General features: G+C 65.1%; 15 protein-coding genes. 13 read left to right on the forward strand and 2 right to left on the reverse strand.

Annotation, left to right across the window (positions count from 1 at the left end; genetic code table 11):
- The first annotated feature begins 81 nt into the window (after nt 1-81).
- The 8 genes from BTO20_RS03990 to BTO20_RS04025 all read left to right on the forward strand — a co-directional run bounded on the left by BTO20_RS03990 (nt 82) and on the right by BTO20_RS04025 (nt 9,361).
- Nucleotides 82-1,218, forward strand: coding sequence for an MFS transporter (locus BTO20_RS03990; protein ID WP_087081571.1), 1,137 nt, complete (start codon nt 82-84; stop codon nt 1,216-1,218).
- 80 nt (nt 1,219-1,298) lie between these two features.
- A complete protein-coding gene (ribA, locus tag BTO20_RS03995) occupies nt 1,299-2,564 on the forward strand; it encodes a GTP cyclohydrolase II (RefSeq protein ID WP_087073582.1) in 1,266 nt (421 codons plus the stop codon).
- Nucleotides 2,565-2,676: 112 nt separating this feature from the next.
- Complete coding sequence (gene gnd / locus BTO20_RS04000) at nt 2,677-3,570, forward strand: phosphogluconate dehydrogenase (NAD(+)-dependent, decarboxylating) (RefSeq protein ID WP_087073584.1); 894 nt, start codon at nt 2,677-2,679, stop codon at nt 3,568-3,570.
- Between the two features lie 43 nt (nt 3,571-3,613).
- Nucleotides 3,614-4,063, forward strand: coding sequence for a MaoC/PaaZ C-terminal domain-containing protein (locus BTO20_RS04005; protein WP_087073586.1), 450 nt, complete (start codon nt 3,614-3,616; stop codon nt 4,061-4,063).
- A gap of 256 nt (nt 4,064-4,319) precedes the next feature.
- Nucleotides 4,320-4,844 carry an NADPH-dependent FMN reductase gene (locus BTO20_RS04010; protein WP_232491032.1) on the forward strand — a complete coding sequence of 175 codons (525 nt, stop codon included), beginning with the start codon at nt 4,320-4,322 and terminating at the stop codon, nt 4,842-4,844.
- Nucleotides 4,841-5,362, forward strand: a complete 522-nt coding sequence (locus BTO20_RS04015) for a flavin reductase family protein (protein WP_232491033.1) — start codon at nt 4,841-4,843, stop codon at nt 5,360-5,362. The genes BTO20_RS04010 and BTO20_RS04015 overlap by 4 nt, the downstream gene beginning before the upstream one ends.
- Nucleotides 5,363-5,423: 61 nt before the next feature.
- Nucleotides 5,424-6,086: an AmiS/UreI family transporter gene (locus BTO20_RS04020; RefSeq protein ID WP_087081573.1), complete on the forward strand. Its 663-nt coding sequence runs from the start codon at nt 5,424-5,426 to the stop codon at nt 6,084-6,086.
- 257 nt (nt 6,087-6,343) lie between these two features.
- Nucleotides 6,344-9,361: an ATP-binding protein gene (locus BTO20_RS04025; protein ID WP_087073591.1), complete on the forward strand. Its 3,018-nt coding sequence runs from the start codon at nt 6,344-6,346 to the stop codon at nt 9,359-9,361.
- 22 nt (nt 9,362-9,383) lie between these two features.
- On the opposite strand, the gene BTO20_RS04030 is transcribed toward BTO20_RS04025, so the two are convergent.
- Nucleotides 9,384-9,860 (reverse strand): 2-oxo-4-hydroxy-4-carboxy-5-ureidoimidazoline decarboxylase, encoded by a 477-nt coding sequence (locus BTO20_RS04030; RefSeq protein ID WP_087073594.1) that lies wholly within the window; start codon nt 9,858-9,860, stop codon nt 9,384-9,386.
- Nucleotides 9,861-9,940: 80 nt separating this feature from the next.
- The gene (locus BTO20_RS04035; protein WP_087073596.1) at nt 9,941-10,429 is read right to left on the reverse strand and encodes an inorganic diphosphatase; all 489 of its coding nucleotides are present in this window, start codon (nt 10,427-10,429) and stop codon (nt 9,941-9,943) included.
- Between the two features lie 128 nt (nt 10,430-10,557).
- Here BTO20_RS04035 and dacB point away from each other — a divergent pair, with 128 nt between their 5' ends.
- The 5 genes from dacB to BTO20_RS04060 all read left to right on the forward strand — a co-directional run bounded on the left by dacB (nt 10,558) and on the right by BTO20_RS04060 (nt 16,793).
- Nucleotides 10,558-11,946, forward strand: coding sequence for a D-alanyl-D-alanine carboxypeptidase/D-alanyl-D-alanine endopeptidase (gene dacB / locus BTO20_RS04040; protein ID WP_087073598.1), 1,389 nt, complete (start codon nt 10,558-10,560; stop codon nt 11,944-11,946).
- Nucleotides 11,943-12,998 carry a zinc-dependent metalloprotease gene (locus BTO20_RS04045; RefSeq protein ID WP_087081575.1) on the forward strand — a complete coding sequence of 352 codons (1,056 nt, stop codon included), beginning with the start codon at nt 11,943-11,945 and terminating at the stop codon, nt 12,996-12,998. The genes dacB and BTO20_RS04045 overlap by 4 nt, the downstream gene beginning before the upstream one ends.
- Complete coding sequence (gene tilS, locus BTO20_RS04050; protein ID WP_087073600.1) at nt 12,977-13,936, forward strand: tRNA lysidine(34) synthetase TilS; 960 nt, start codon at nt 12,977-12,979, stop codon at nt 13,934-13,936. The genes BTO20_RS04045 and tilS overlap by 22 nt, the downstream gene beginning before the upstream one ends.
- 5 nt (nt 13,937-13,941) lie before the next feature.
- Nucleotides 13,942-14,529 (forward strand): hypoxanthine phosphoribosyltransferase, encoded by a 588-nt coding sequence (gene hpt, locus BTO20_RS04055; protein WP_408632179.1) that lies wholly within the window; start codon nt 13,942-13,944, stop codon nt 14,527-14,529.
- Between the two features lie 71 nt (nt 14,530-14,600).
- Complete coding sequence (locus BTO20_RS04060) at nt 14,601-16,793, forward strand: molybdopterin-dependent oxidoreductase (protein ID WP_087073604.1); 2,193 nt, start codon at nt 14,601-14,603, stop codon at nt 16,791-16,793.
- The last annotated feature ends 6 nt before the right edge of the window (nt 16,794-16,799 follow it).

A 16,799-nucleotide genomic window follows, 5' to 3' on the forward strand; every position in this document is an offset into this window, starting at 1 on the left:
CCCATCGGGGCGCCCGTCCAGACCCCGGCTTTGGGGTGGGCCGCCCGACGGCAGTGGCTTCTCATTGCTGCGGTTCAGGTCATGGCTCTCAGCGTCTGGTTCTCGGCGACGTCCGTGGTGCCGAGCCTGACGATCGAATGGCGGATCTCCAGCGCGGCGGCAGTTTGGCTCACGGCATCCGTCCAGATCGGCTTCGCCATCGGGGCGATTGTGTCGGCAGTCGCCAACCTGGCAGACCGTATCCGTCCCCAGGTTCTGCTGGGAGTGAGTGCCTGCGGCACGGCGGGGCTGACGTTGGCGTTCGCATGGTTCGCGGAGGGCCTCACCACGGCGATGATCCTGCGGTTCTTCACCGGTGTGCTCCTCGCCGGTGTGTATCCCGTCGGTATGAAGCTCATGGCGTCATGGTCAACAAGCGCGAATCGTGGCACATCCTTCGGATTGTTGATCGGCGCGCTGACAGTGGGATCGATTCTGCCGCATCTCATCAATGGTATCGAGACGTTGCCGTGGAAATCCGTCATGACCGTGGCTGCATGTGTCGCGGCAGCCGGCGGGCTGCTGTCCGTGCTGTTCCTCAGGCCGGGCCCGGGCGCCGGGTCGGGACGCGTGCAGGCGAATCCCCGATACATATGGCAGATGTTCAAAAACCGGGAATCCAGGCTAGCCAATATCGGCTATTTCGGTCATATGTGGGAGCTCTATGCCCTGTGGGCCTGGGTTGGAACGTTCCTGGTCTCCTCGGTGAATGAGCACCAGCGGGCGATATCGTCGAGCGCGTCCAGCGCCACGATATTCGTGACGATCGGAATTTTTGGACTTCTCGGGTGTCTCGTCGGCGGTTGGCTTGCGGACAAGATCGGGCGGGCGATGACTGCGGGCATGGCGCTGGCGATCAGTGGGACGTGTTGTCTGTTGTCGCCGTTGGCATTTGACGCAGCATGGGCAGTACTTGTGCTGTTTCTCGCGATCTGGGGTGCCGCGGTGATTGCGGATTCCGGAGTGTTCTCGACCATGTTGTCCGAGACTGTGGACAGCCGCTACGTGGGCACTGCGCTGACGGCGCAGACTGCGATTGGCTTTTTGCTGACGGTGGTGACGATACAGATCGTGCCTATCATCGCCGACGCCGTTGGCTGGCGGTACGCATTCCTTGTGCTCTTAGCCGGTCCGTTGATGGGAGTTGCGGCGATGCGGGGCCTACGGAGCATTTTCTAGACGAACACAACTGAATAGTTGCAGCACAACGATTTCAGATCATGAAGGTACCGATGTCACCGCGAGAGTGGAGGTTTGAGATGGCGATGGACGACGCGATTCCCAATGCGCACGCTGTCGAGCGTGCCGTGGAACGTCTGGCAGAAGGAGGCGTAGTCATTGTCACTGACAATGCGAATCGGGAGAACGAGGCAGATCTCGTCTGCTCTGCGGAGGACGTCAATACGGAGACCATGGCGTTCTTCGTCGAGCACACGTCAGGGATTATCTGCGTGCCGATGCAGGCAAAGCGGTGTGAGGAATTACTCCTGCCTCAAATGGTCGAAACGAACACCGATGCTCACGGCACCGCTTTCACGGTGAGCGTTGACCATGTTGAGGCGGGGACCGGGGTGTCGGCGGCTGCTCGGGCGCTGACAGCACGGGCCCTGGCAGATCCGAACACTCAAGCCCAGCAACTCCGCCGGCCTGGACACATCTTTCCCTTGCGGGCGCGACGTGGGGGCACCCTCGAGCGAGCCGGCCACACGGAGGCCGCGGTGGATCTCATAAAGTTGGCTGGCAAGAGGCCGGTCGCCGTCATCTCCGAATTGGTGAATCGCAACGGTGCGATGTTGACCGGTCACGCGGTCGCCGAATTCGCGACGGAGCATGACCTTCCGACGATCTCCGTCGATGAGCTCATCGAGTACAGACGACAAACCGAATCTGTGGTCACTTCTGTGACTTCCATTGCAGCAGCGCATATTCCGACTCGATACGGCACGTTCGAAGCGATCGTCTACGTAGACCCCGAAGACGACATCGAGCATCTTGCTCTGGTCGCTCACGATCAATCGGGCAGCCTCACCACATCTTCTCCGACATTGGTCAGGCTGCACAGTGAGTGCTTGACGGGAGACATACTGGGATCGAGACGCTGTGACTGTGGAACGCAGCTCGACCATGCGGCCAAGCAGATTTTCGAAGAAGGGTCGGGTGTCATCATCTACATGCGTGGGCATGAGGGCCGAGGCATCGGATTGGCGAACAAGATCCGGTCCTATGCACTGCAAGAGACGGGGCTGGACACGATCGAAGCGAACCTCGTCCAGGGACTTCCGACCGATTCGCGGTCATACGAAGTGGCCGCTCACATCCTGGAGGATTTGGGTGTGTCCAAGGTGAGGCTCATGACCAACAACCCGCAGAAGGTAAATACACTGAGGCAGCGTGGATTTGATGTCGAAGTTGTGTCAGTGCCCTGTGTGCCCACTATGGAGAATGCACGGTATCTGATGACCAAGCGCGACAAAATGGGACACGCGATACGATTCGATCACTCATCGCAAGAGCTTGTGAGGTAACAGTATCCAGCGTGGCGCTGTTTGCCGTTCCCGGCTGCGCACACCGATTACGTGTACTTGTTGATGCCGGTGCGCCTTCCTGGCTGACCGGCCCGGCGAAAGAGGAACCCACATGCAACTGGGGCTGATCGGCCTGGGCAAGATGGGCTACAACATGCGTGAGCGACTCCGCAAGGGCGGTCACGAGGTCATCGGCTACGACCCGCGCCCCGAGGTCAGCGATGTGGCCAGCCTGGCGGACCTGGCGGCGGAGCTCACCGCGCCTCGAGTGGTCTGGGTGATGGTCCCGTCGGGCACCATTACCGACCAGACCATCGTGTCGCTGGCCGACGTGCTCAGCCCGGGTGACCTGGTGATCGATGGCGGCAACTCCCGCTACACCGAGGATGGCCCGCACGCAAAGCTGTTGGGCGAGAAGGGTATTGCTTACATCGACGCCGGGGTGTCCGGTGGCGTGTGGGGCCTGACCGAAGGCTACGGCCTGATGGTCGGCGGCAGCGATGAGGATGTGGCCAGGGCCATGCCGATCTTCGACACCCTGCGCCCGGCCGGTGAACTCGCCGACGGATTCGTGCACGCCGGGCCGGTGGGTGCCGGGCACTACGCCAAGATGGTGCACAACGGCATCGAGTACGGCTTGATGCACGCCTACGCCGAGGGCTACGAGTTGCTGGCGGCCGAGGACCTGATCAAGAGCCCGCAGGCGGTGATCCAGGCCTGGTCCAACGGTACGGTGGTGCGGTCGTGGCTGCAGGAACTCCTGGCCAAGGCGCTCAAGGAAGACCCCGGTTTCGACGAGATCACCGGCTACACAGAGGATTCCGGCGAAGGCCGGTGGACTGTCGAAGAGGCGATCCACCACCGTGTGCCGATGCCGGTGATCGCCGCGTCGCTGTTCGCGCGGTTCGCCTCGAGGCAAGAGGACTCCCCCACCATGAAAGCGGTGGCGGCGCTGCGTAACCAGTTCGGTGGACACGCCGTGCAGAGGATCAGCGAGTCCGGGTGATCCTGCCCGACAGTCACTTAGACGTCCCCAGGAGAGGTTCAACATGACGACAGAACAATCACCGAATCCGTGGGCACTGACCCGCAAAGGAAAGCCAGACGTCGGTCAGAAGGCCACGCGTGAGTACACGCTCACCATGGAGCACACCAAGATGTGGGCCGAGATCAGCCAAGATTTCAACCCGTTGCACTTCGATGACGAAGCGGCGGCCAAGTCGCTGTTCGGTCGGAGAGTGGGTCACGGAGGACTCATGCAGGCGATCCTGCACGGCATCTGTGGAACGGACCTGCCCGGCCCTGGGACGGTCTTCCTGAATCTCGAATGGCGCCTGCAGAACCCGATTTACTTCGGCGAAACCGTGGTAGGTGAAGTCGAGGTGCTCGAGGTACGCGACGAGAAGCCGATGTGCCTGCTGCGGACCACGATCACCCGGCCAGACGGCGTGGTCGCCCTGACGGGTAAAGCGCAGACCTGGACCACCGGACTCGACTGATCGCTCGGGGTCGCATTGGCATTTGCTCCCTTGCGCGGTAGTGCTTTTCGTTATGCGAAGCGACCCATTTTCAGTCGGGCACCCACATTGTGAATGAGTTTCCAACTCATGTTTGACCAAATGTGTTGCGCTGGTGCATAGTAACTGCAGTGGGTGTAAGACACCTCACAGCCGCCGCGACACAGCACCGTGGTTCGGATTCCTTGGGTAGGCGTTGTTGCGCCACAAAGATAGAACGAGCATGGAGGTGGCTGCTGTGGAAGTGACTGTAGTAGTGGGCAATCCGAAGTCGCGCTCGCGCACGCGAGAAATTGCCGAGGCGGTCGCGGAGTTCGTCATCGAGCGCATCGGGGCTCGACTGGCGCCGACGATAGATTTGTGCGATGTCAGCGGATCGATGTTCCGTTGGCCGGATGCCACTCTTGAGAATCTTGAGAACCGGTTGGCAGCAACGGATATTGCGGTGGTTGCGTCCCCCACATATAAGGCGGCCTACACGGGGCTGCTCAAAGCGTTCTTGGATCGATTTGGCAATAACGGGCTGGCCGGCGTCACTGCGATTCCAGTCATGACGGGAGCAGGATTTCAACACGCGTTGGCCGTGGAAACGAGCTTGCGACCGGTACTGGTGGAGCTGGGAGCCTCGGTACCAACCCGTGGGCTGTACTTCGAAATATCACGGATGGACCAGATGTCGAAAACTGTTGAGCGCTGGGCTATGGACAATCTCGAGACTTGCGATGCGATCGTCGGCCCGGCACGAGTGGGAGCTGGGCGATGAGCATTGGACTCGATTTCGATGCCGCCCGATTTCGCGATGTCCTCGCGCACCTACCAACGGGCATAACGATCATCACGGCGAACACGCCAGAAGGTCCCACTGGCATGACCGCAAACTCGTTTACCTCGGTCTCGCTTGATCCGCCGCTCGTGCTGTTCTGCCCGGCGAAGTCGTCGTCGACCTGGCCCGCGGTGCGCGCCGCCGGAATGTTTTGTGTCAACGTAATGGCTGGTCACCACAAAGAATTGGTCGGCCAGTTTGCGCGTAAGGGTGCAGAGCGCTTCGTCGGAGTGAGCTACCAAACTCATGAGGAAGGACCGGTACTCAACGAAGCCGTCGCCTGGCTTACGTGCCGAATTCATCACGAGCACGATGCAGGAGACCACACGATCGTCGTCGCCGAAGTCACCCGTCTTGACGCCCGTCCCGAGAGCGAACCGCTGGTCTTTCTCCGGGGCCGGTACGGGATGTTCCAGGAGGTCGGCACATGTGAGGTCGAGGAGCCCAAACGAGCATGAATACCTGCACTGAAATCTCTGCCATGCCCGCTGATCAATTTGTGAAATGGATGGTGCGCTGATGGGAAACGTTGGATTGCTTCTCGTCGGCGTGGCCCTGCTGGTCAACGGGCTGGTGTCGGTCGGGGTTGTCGACGCGCGCGGGGCCGCGCCGCTGAACTTGTTCGTCGGGGCCGCCCAGGTCGTGCTGCCGACGCTGGTGCTCGTCCAGTCCGAAGGTAATCCCGGCATCGTGAACGCGACTTGGCCGAGCTATCTGTTCGGGTTCACCTACCTGTGGTTCGGGCTCATCCAGATCTTCGACATCGACGCGTGCGGGTTCGGCTGGTTCAGCTCGTTCGTCGCGGCCATCGCGGTGTATCACGCGGTCAAGAGCGTCGGCAGCGATCCGGTGTTCGCGATCATCTGGGCGACGTGGGCCATCATGTGGTCGTTGTTCTTCGTGCTGCTCGCTCTGGGCGTGACCAAGGCCGGCCGCGTCGACCTGGGCCACTTCACCGGATGGTTCCTCGTGCTGCTCGGCGTCCCGAGCAGCACCGTGCCGGCGATCCTGTTGCTCAACGGGCGGTGGCCCACCTCGGCGGCAGCCGGTTCGGCGGCGCTGGCGATCCTGCTGGTGGCCACCGTGCTCTCCGTGACGCTGTCGCGACGCAGCGCGCCTCGAGACCAGGAAGCGGCGCCGGTCGAGGCCTTGGTGAGCGGGGGTGTGCCACAAACGGCTTGAGGTAGCAATGTGGGCCTGGGAACCGGCCGCCGGTGGCCTGTGTTGTCGCCGGCGGTCGGCTTCTGCCCGCTGTTATTTCTGCCCGCTGTTATATGGGGACAACCGTTGTTCACCCGTCATCCTGCACCGGCCGCCGACCACCCCCGCGTACAGGAAGGTCCGATGGGGCGAGACTAAGCTAGTCTCGCTGTGATCGTCATCACTTGCCCTAGTGGTGGCGCGCCGACGGGGGGTGCTGAGGATCGGAGGACTCGACGGTGACAACCACTCGACTGATCGGTGGGCGCGCCATCACTGGTCGAGAATGGGAAACCCTCCAGCAAGTGCTCGGACACTCGACCAATGCCGAAGTCGCGGCCGCGCTCGGAATCAGCGTGCGCACGGTGGAAAGCCACGTGTCGAAACTTCTCGCGAAGTTCGAGGTGGCCGACCGACGTGACCTGATCCAGATGGTTCAAGCTCAGTTGAGTGACGCACCCACCCGCGTTGCTCCACCAATCTCATTGCTACGCATGGTAAATGCCGGCAGGTTCGTGGGCCGCGCCAGCGAAATGGACCAATTGCACCGAGAATGGAACGCCGTGCAAAGCGGGGCCACCCCGCGGATAGCCCTCGTCGTCGGCGATGCCGGCCTTGGCAAGAGCAAGCTGGTCGCCGAGTTCGCACGGCAGCTCTCGCAACAAGATTCGCCATTGGTTCTCTACGGTCGCTGCGACGAGGACAGCGGAGGCGCGTTTGACGCCATAGGTCAGGCGATCTCTCCCTACATCGAGGCGTGCAATCCGGTTGCGCTCGCCGAGCACCTGGGTGATCTCACCTCCGAGCTGCGCAGAATCTGCCCCGATTCCCGAATGCACTTCCCGTCGGGCCATGCGGAGGAGATGCCGCTCGATCCCAACATCAACCGGATGCGGATGTTTGGAGCCGCGGTCGGCGTGCTTCGTCAAGCCGCGGAAGCTGCGCCGATCTTGCTGGTCATCGACGACCTGCATTGGGCTCCCGCGCCGACGCTGCGATTCCTCACCTATCTGGTGAAGTCGAAGTTCCAGGGCCGGATGCTCATCTTGTGTACCTACCGCCCGCAGCCGGTGTCGAGTGCCATGATCGATTTTCTCGGGGATCTGAGCAGGGATATCGCTCCGACGCAGATCCATCTCGACGAATTGCTCCGAAGCGACGTCGTCGAGCTGTTGGAGTCGGTGACCGATCTGCAGATTTCGCGGGAACGGCTTGCACAGGAGGTCTTTTCGGAGACCCGAGGCAATCCCTTGTTCGTGGCGGAGCTGATCCGCAATCTCACCGACAATTCGGCGGCATTGTCTGCCACATCGAACGATGTGCCGCGTGGAATCAAAGATGTGATCGCTTCGAGATCACGACGTCTCGCGCAGGAAACCCAGGAGTTGTTGCGGACCGCAGCAGTGCTTGGACATGAGTTCGATCTGATCCTGCTGCAACACGTTGCCCACATCGACGATCAGGCACTCTTGGCTGCCATCGAGGAGGCAGTGCAGGCAAATCTGCTGTTCGACGTCACGGTGGCGGCGCCTCGGGCGGTGGAGCGTTACGCGTTCTGCCACGCAATCGTGCACCGTGCCATCCTGGAGGGCGTCTCCGCCGCGCGGCGTCGACGTCTGCACGCGGCGGCCGCCCGGGCACTGGAAGAACTCTATTCCGATGGTCTCTCTGAGCGGGCCGACGAGATCGCTCGCCACCTGGTGGAGGCGGGGCAGGTCACCGACCGCGCGGACACCGTGCGGTATCTGACGATGGCGGGCAGGTCGGCACTGGGCAGTTCCGCCGTCGAAGAAGCGCTCGGCTTCTTCGACCGAGCCATGGTCCTCACCGAGTCGAGCGACGCGTCGGAACGCGCCGAACTGTCGTACCAGCGGGGCATGGCGCAACGCGCACTGGGGCAGTGGTCGGATTCGGTCGCGTCCCTGTCCAAGGCGCTCGATCTCTATGCCGAAGTCGATGACGCCGTTGCCATTTCGCGCACATGTCAGGCCGCGAGCCAGACCATCTTCTGGTCTTTCCGAACCAGGGAGGCGCGCGACCTGGCGCTGTACGGGTTGGGATTGATCGGTGACGCGTCCGGCCGGGAACGGGGACGACTGCTCGGCGCGTTGGCTTTCGCGAACGCGTGGAATGGCGATTACGAGGCCAGCACACAGAACATCGCGGAAGAACTCGAGCTTGCGGAACGGACCGGCGATACAGAGCTCAAAGGCCACGCCCTGGCGATGCGCGCGATGCAGCTGCCGGCCTTCCTCCAGCACGGCAATGCGGTAGCGGCGGGTTACGAGGCTTTGCAGATATTGCGCTACACCGATGACGCGTGGACCTATGCCAGCGTGTTGGGCTTCATGAACTACACACTGGTGGGATTGGGACGCCTGGAGGAAGCAGCCAAGATCGGGGCAGAACTCGACCAAGTGGTGAATCGAGTCGGCAACTATGCGGCCCAGCAACATTACAGTCGAATGAAAGCGATGATGGAGTTCTTCCGCCGCGGAAGCATTCCTGACCTGGAGAGGTTCGCTCGTCGCGACCTTGAGTTCTGTGAAGCCGTCGGTCCCGGCGTGCGGGAGCATTCCCTGTCCTGGCTCGGGCTGAGCAACTTCCTGGCCGGAAAGTGGTCTGAGGCCAAGACTTTGTACTCCGCCGCGCTGGACATCGAGGTGGAGAACACCGCGATGGTCGGCTGGAGCTGGTCGTCGCTGTTCGAGATCCTCGCCTACCTGGGCGACGCAGAGGCGGCCATGGAACTGTTCAACCGGCATCGACACAATTTGCCTACACCGGGACGGCCAAACACCTGCGGTTCATGGACGGCTGGTCTGGCCGCGGTGGAGGGTTTGGCCATCTTGAAACGGTTCAATGAGGCGGCTGAGCTGCTGCCTGTGTTGGAAGGTTTCCTCGACGAAACCGCCGTGGTGTGTATCGAGTTCCGCGGCGGGCGCCTGGTCAAGCGGGCCGTTGCCGTAGCCGCGGCCGCGGCGGGTGAATGGTCTCGCGCGGAGACGTACTTCCTGGCGGCACTGGCCGATGCGGAGTCGATGCCCCACGTGGTGGAACATGCGCACACCCTGAGGTTCTTCGGGCAAATGCTCCTCACCAGGGGAGATGACGAGTCGACCGCACGGGGCAGGCGCTATTTGGAAGCGGCATTGGCCGAATACTCGCACCTCGAGATGCCGCGCCACGTCGCGCTGTGCCGACCTGGACTGTCCGAAAAGGAAAGTGTGCCGACGCAAAGGCTCGGGACGTTGTGAACACCGCCAGCTCGCGGCCCGGCTACCAGTTGTAATAGCCGCCTTCGGGGCCGAGCATGCGCTCCAGCCGCGTGCGGTTGATGCGGGCCAGCTCGTTGCGGACCACCTTGCGTTCGGTGTCCACGTCGTTGTGCAGGCGGTAGGTGATGCAGTCGAGCACTTCGGTCGGGTCGCAGGTGGGCGTGCACATGACAAACCCGAATCCGAAGCGGTCGCGATAGCGCAGCAAGGCGCCGTCGAACCGCGCTGTCACGTCGGGCAGGTCGGGCCAGCGGCACCCGATCAACGGGTAGGCCTGCAGCACGGCGTCGATGGAGTCCTCGCCCAGGCTGAACAGCAGGGCATCGGCCTGCCGGAACAGGCTCTCGTGGTCGGCGTACGGACGCGACCGCGCCAGGTCGGCGGATACCAGCACGCTGTAACAACATTCGTAGACCGCGTGCACCGCGCGCCGCATCGGCAATGCGTTGTACGCGTCAAGCCCCATGCCCTGATGCATCAACACACGACCATCATCGAAGGCGCAGAGTACGGGGGTATTACCCCGTGTTACAGCAGGGCTAAATCAGGGGCCTGAAATCAGTGCTCCTCAGTCTTGAACCGCTCAATCGAGCGCTGCAACTCGGCCTCGGCTTCCTCGCGGCCGGCCCAGTCGGCAGCCTTGACGAACTTGCCCGGCTCGAGGTCCTTGTAGTGCACGAAGAAGTGCTTGATGGCGTCGAGCTCGAACTGCGACACGTCGCCGACATCCTGGATGTGATCCCAACGCGGATCACCGGCCGGGACGCACAGCAGCTTGTCGTCGCCGCCGGCCTCGTCGGTCATCTTGAACATCGCGACCGGCCGGGCCTCGACGATGCAGCCCGGGAACACCGATTCGGTCAGCAGCACCAGCGCGTCCAGCGGGTCGCCGTCCTCACCGAGAGTGTTCTCGAAGAAGCCGTAGTCGGCGGGGTAACCCATCGGCGTGAAGAGGTAGCGGTCGAGCTTGACCCGGCCCGTCTCGTGGTCAACCTCGTACTTGTTGCGTGAACCCTTCGGGATCTCGATGACGACGTCGAACTCCACCGTCGTGGCTCCTTCGCATCTGCGGTTAAGGCAAGGGTCGTCGGGCGACGACGCGGGTCAACCCTAATCCAGCGATAGGCTGGCGCAGCGGGGTGCCTGGTCCCCGTCGATGAATGAGCAGGAGAACTATGCGGCCCACTCGGTGGCGGCGTTCCACCCACGTGGCGGTGGGCGTCGTGGTTCTGGCGCTGGTCGCCGCCGTGGTTGCTGTCGCGGCCATTCTGACAGGGCGGCAATCCAGCGACGCCGCCGCGGCAAAACCCGCTCCGCCGGCGGCGACGGCCAGTCCCGAGATCACGCCGGTCGACATGTCGGCTCCGACCCCGACTGTCGGCGGCCTGGCCGCCGCGTTGGCGCCCGCTCTGGCCAATCCCGACCTCGGCGAGATCACAGGTCGCGTGACGGACGCCTCCACGGGGGCGCAGCTGTGGGAGCAGGACGCCGACACCCCGATGCAACCGGCGTCGGTCAACAAGGTGCTCACCACTGCGGCGGCGCTGCTCACGCTCGATCGCGGGGCCCGGCTGACCACCACGGTCGTGGCCTCCGACCAACAGCCCGGTCTGGTGGTGCTCAAAGGCGGCGGCGACACCACGCTTTCGGACGCCCCGGCCGGTACCGACACCTGGTACAAGGGCGCCGCCCGGATCAGCGACCTGGCCGATCAGATCCGGCAGAGCGGGGTGCGGGTCACCGCGGTCGCGGTGGACACCAGTGCCTACACCGGTCCGACGATGGCGCCTGGCTGGGATCCCTCCGATATCGGCGGCGGGGACATCGCGCCGATGGAACCTGTGATGCTCGACTGCGGGCGCATCCAGCCGGCCACTGTCGATTCCCGACGCACCACCACCCCGGCCCTGGAGGCCGGTAAGGCGTTGGCTGTCGCCCTCAAGGTCGATCCCTCGACCGTGACGGTGTCGGCCACCCGGTTGGCGCAGTTCGGCGGCAGGCAGATCGCCCAGGTGCAGTCGGCCCCACTGATCGAGCGGCTGCGTCAGATGATGAACGAGTCGGACAACGTGATGGCCGAATCCATCGCGCGCGAGGTCGCCGATCAGCTGAATCATTCGCAGAGCTTCGACGGCGGCGTCCAATCCGTGCTCGGGCAGCTGCAGAGCATCGGTATCGACACGAGCGGCGCCAAGCTCGTCGATTCCAGCGGATTGTCGGTGTTCGACCGGCTGACGGCGAGGACACTCGACGGCGTGGTCACCGCCGCCTCGGGCACTACCGAACCCAAGCTGCGGCCACTGGTCGACCTGCTCCCGGTGGCCGGTGGCAGCGGCACGCTGTCCAACCGCTACCTCGACACCGAATCGGGGCGGGCCGCGGCCGGTTGGCTTCGGGCCAAGACGGGCTCACTGACCGGCACCAACGCTCTGGCCGGGATCGTCACCGACGCCAGCGGCCGGGTGCTGACGTTCGCACTGCTGTCGAACAACGCCGGAGCGACCGGCCGCACGGCCATCGACGCCGTGGCGGCCGTGCTGCGCTCATGCGGGTGCGGCGCATGAGCCGCCCCTCCGCGTTGACCGCGGGCCGTGCCGTCGACTGGGAGTTCGCGGCCACGGTCGGCGCCAAGCTGGCCCGGCCGGCCCCGGCGTTCACCGATTACACGCGCAGGATCGCGATCGACCAGCTCTACGAGAGCGCTCGCGCCGCCGAGCTGCCGGTGCGCGAGGTGACCGGGCTCAACGAGGGTGCCGAGGTGCCCGAGGCCCGTGTCGTCGACCGTCCTGACTGGATCCGTGCGGCCACCCGGTCGATGCGGGTGATGACCGGCGGTGCCGACGACAGTGACCACAAGCCCGGGTTCATCACCGGGCGGGTCACCGGCGCGCAGACCGGCGCGGTGCTGGCGTTCATCTCGTCGGGCATTCTCGGCCAGTACGATCCGTTCGCGCCCGACGGTGGCGAACTACTGCTGGTGTACCCCAACGTGATCGCCGTGGAACGCGAATTACGGGTCACCCCAGCCGATTTCCGGCTGTGGGTATGTCTGCACGAGGTCACGCACCGTGTGCAGTTCCGGGCCAACCCGTGGCTGGCCACCCACATGTCCGATGCGCTGGCCGTGCTGACCCAGGATGCCGGCGACGACGTCGCCGCAGTGGCCGGGCGGCTGGCGAGCTATGTCCGGAACCAACGCAACGGCGTTGCGCCCGAACCAGGTTCGACGGGCGTGCTCGGCCTGGTGCGGGCCGTGCAGGCCGAACCGCAGCGCAAGGCGCTCGATCAGCTGCTGGTGCTCGGCACGCTGCTGGAGGGCCACGCCGATCACGTCATGGATGCCGTCGGCCCGGCGGTGGTGCCGTCGGTCAACATCATTCGGCGCCGGTTCGACGAGCGTAGGCAACGCAAACAGCCGCCCGTGCAGCGGTTGGTGCGGGCGCTGCTCGGCTTCGACGCCAAGCTCAGCCAGTACACCCGGGGCAAGGCCTTCGTCGACCATGTGGTGGCGGCGGTCGGTATGGCCCGGTTCAACACCGTCTGGTCGGGCGCCGAAACTCTGCCGCTGCCAACAGAAATCGATGAACCGCAGCGATGGATCGATCGGGTGCTGTAGCTGCGCTGCGCCGTGCGGTGGCGACGGCCGGTGTGCACATCGACGGCGACCACTGGTGTGTGGGGCTCTCCGGTGGGCCGGACTCGTTGGCGCTCACCGCGGTTGCCGCGGCGCAGCGGCCCACGACCGCGTTGATCGTCGACCACGGCCTGCAGGCCGGTTCGCGCGCGGTGGCCGAGGCGGCGCGTGCTCAGGCATTGCAGCTGGGTTGTGTTGCAGCACAGGTGCTTTCGGTGCAGATCGGCACTGCCGGTGGGCCCGAGGCGGCAGCGCGGACGGCGCGCTACGCCGTGCTCGACACTGCCCGCGCCGGCGCCCCGGTGCTACTCGGTCACACCCTCGACGATCAGGCCGAGACGGTGTTGCTGGGGCTGGGCCGGGGCTCGGGGCCGCGGTCGATCGCCGGGATGCGGCCACACGATCCGCCGTGGCATCGGCCGCTGTTGGAGGTCCGCCGCGCGCTGACCCACGCGGCATGTGACGAACTCGGGCTCACGCCGTGGCACGACCCGCACAACACCGATGCGCGGTTCACCCGGTCACGGTTGCGCCACGAGGTCATGCCGGTGCTCGAGGATGTGCTGGGCGGCGGGGTGGCCGAGGCGCTCGGCCGCACGGCCCGGGCGTTGCGCGAAGACTCCGATGCGCTCGACGAACTGTCCCGCCAGGCCCTCGACGACGCGGCCACCGGCGACGGCGGCCTGGACACCGCCCGGCTGGCGGCGCTGCCCGATGCGCTGCGTCGCCGCGTCATCCGCGGGTGGCTGATGTCGGGCGGGGCCAGCGGGCTCACCGACACCCAGATCCGCGCGGCGAACCGGTTGGTCACGGCCTGGCGTGGGCAGGGCGGGGTGGCTGTGGGCTCGGCGTTGCGCCGCCAAAGGCTGATTGCCGGGCGCCACGGCGGGGTGCTGAGGCTCCACGTCGAACCGGTGTAGCTAGGCTGTTCCCCGTGGCCGTCGACTCTGCCGAACTGTATGCGGGAGACATCAAATCGGTGCTGTTGTCCGAGGAGCAGATCCGGACCCGCACTGCCGAACTGGCCGACATGATCGCCGAGGAGTACCGCGACAACCTGGGCAATGACGACCTGCTGCTGGTGACGGTGCTCAAGGGCGCGGTCATGTTCGTCACCGACTTGGCCCGCTCCATCCCGCTGCCCACCCAGCTGGAGTTCATGGCGGTCAGCTCCTACGGCTCGTCCACCTCGTCGTCGGGTGTGGTGCGCATCCTCAAGGATCTCGACCGCGATATCAACGACCGCGACGTGCTGATCGTCGAGGACATCATCGACTCCGGGCTCACGCTGTCGTGGCTGCTGCGCAACCTGGCCACACGCCATCCGCGCTCGCTGCGGGTGTGCACGCTGCTGCGCAAACCCGAAGCGGTCAAGACCGAGCTCGACGTCGCCTACGTGGGCTTCGACATCCCCAACGAGTTCGTCGTCGGATACGGCCTCGACTTCGCCGAGCGTTACCGCGACCTGCCCTACATCGGCACCCTCGAACCGAAGGTGTACGAGCAGCCCTAAGCCGGAGGCTTACCAAACGGCACTAAGCCGGAGGCTTACCAAACGGCACGGCGCGGCGCAGAATCGCACGCATGGCCGACACCAACACTGCCCTGCGGATCTGCCCCTTCTGCGAGGCCACCTGCGGCCTGACCTTGACCATTTCCGACGGCCGGGTGACCGGTGCCCGCGGTGACCGCGACGACGTGTTCAGCGCCGGGTTCATCTGTCCGAAGGGCGCGAGCTTCGGACAGCTGGACAACGATCCCGACCGGCTGACTCGCCCACTGGTGCGCCGCGACGGCGTGCTGACCGAGACCACCTGGGACGACGCGTACGCCGTCGTCGCCCAGCGGCTCGGCGCGGTGATCGGCGAGCACGGCGGATCCTCTGTCGGGGTGTACCTCGGCAACCCGAACGCCCACACCATCGCGGGCAGTCTCTACGCGCCGCTGATCATCCGCGGCCTGGGCACCCGTCAGGTGTTCAGTGCCAGCACGCTGGACCAGATGCCCAAACACGTCTCGCTGGGCCTGATGTTCGGCAGCCCGGTCGCGTTCACCGTGCCCGATCTCGACCGCACCGACTATCTCGTCATCATCGGCGCCAATCCGCTGGTGTCCAACGGCAGCCTGGCCACGGCAGCCGACTTCCCCGGCAAGTTGCGGGCGTTGCGCAGCCGCGGCGGCACGCTCGTCGTCATCGACCCGGCCCGCACCCGTACGGCCGATCTCGCCGACCGTCACCTCGCGCCGCGGCCAGGCACCGACGCGGCGCTGCTGTTCGCGATCGTGCAGGTGCTGTTCGACGAGGACCTCGTCGACCTCGGTGACATGGCCGAGCACGTCACCGGGGTCGAGCAGGTCCGTGTCCTGGCCGAGGAATTCTCACCCGAGGCCGTCGAGCAGGCCTGCGGCTTGCCTGCGGCGGAGATCCGCACGCTGGCCCGCGAACTCGCGGCGGCCCCGACCGCGGCCGTCTACGGTCGGATCGGCACGTCCACAGTTGAATTCGGCACGATCGGCAGCTGGCTCGTCGACGTCATCAACATCCTCACCGGCAATCTCGACCGGCCCGGCGGGGCGATGTTCCCGCTCGGCGCGACAGCACCGGCGCCTCGCCCGGCGAAACCCGGCCGCGGGTTCAAGACCGGACGGTGGGCCAGCCGCGTGTCCGGCTACCCGGAGGCGCTGTCGGAGCTGCCTGCCGCCGCGCTCGCAGAGGAGATCGACACCGCGGGCGAAGGGCAGATCAAGGCGATCATCACCGTCGCGGGCAATCCCGTGCTCTCCGCGCCCGACGGTGAGCGGCTCGAAAAGGCTTTGCAAAGTGTCGAATTCATGCTTTCCGTCGACCCCTATCTCAACGAGACCACGCAGCACGCCGACGTCATCCTGCCGCCGCCACCGCCGGCCCAGAGCGCGCACTTCGACGTCGCACTGAACAACCTCGCCGTGCGCAACAACGTGCGCTACTCGTCGCCGGTGCTGCCGCTGGACGGGCGGCCCTCCGAGCCGGAGATCCTGTCCCGGCTCGCGCTCATCTTGTATGGCCTTGGGGCACAAGCAGATCCGGGTAGCGTCGACGCGCAGGTGATCGCGACGACGCTCGCGAAGGAGACCGCCGACCCCGATTCGCCGGTGGCGGGACGCGACGTCGACGAGCTCACCGCGATGCTGCACCCCGGCCCGGGCTATGAACGCCGTCTCGACATGATGCTGCGGCTCGGGCCCTACGGCGACGCGTTCGGCGCGAAGCCCGACGGGCTGACGCTGGAACGGCTCAAGGCCAATCCACACGGCATCGACCTCGGCCCGCTGCGTCCGCGCATCCCCGAAGTGCTGCGAACCCCAAGTGGGCGAATCGAACTCGCCCCGGAGCTCATCGTCGCCGACGTGGCCCGGCTCCGCGATGCGCTGCGCCGCGCGGCAGGTGGGTTCCTGCTGATCGGGCGGCGCCACCTGCGGTCCAACAACAGCTGGATGCACAACCTGCCTGCGTTGTCCGGCGGATCCAACCGGTGCACGTTGCAGATCCACCCGGACGACGCAGCCGATCTCGGGCTCACCGACGTCGCCATCGTCAAGGGTCCGGGCGGTGAGCTGCTGGTCCCCGTCGAGGTGACCGACGGCATGCGGCGCGGTGTGGTCTCCCTGCCGCACGGCTGGAGCGCGGACCGCGGTGTGAACGTCAACCAACTCAACGACGGCACGCATCTGGACCCGCTGTCGGGTACCGCGGTGCTCAACGGGATTCCCGTCGACATCGCGCCGGTCGCCGGCTGAGCCGGC

Origin of the sequence: Mycobacterium dioxanotrophicus, assembly GCF_002157835.1 — a bacterium.
In the GTDB taxonomy this organism is placed as follows: Bacteria; Actinomycetota; Actinomycetes; order Mycobacteriales; family Mycobacteriaceae; genus Mycobacterium; species Mycobacterium dioxanotrophicus.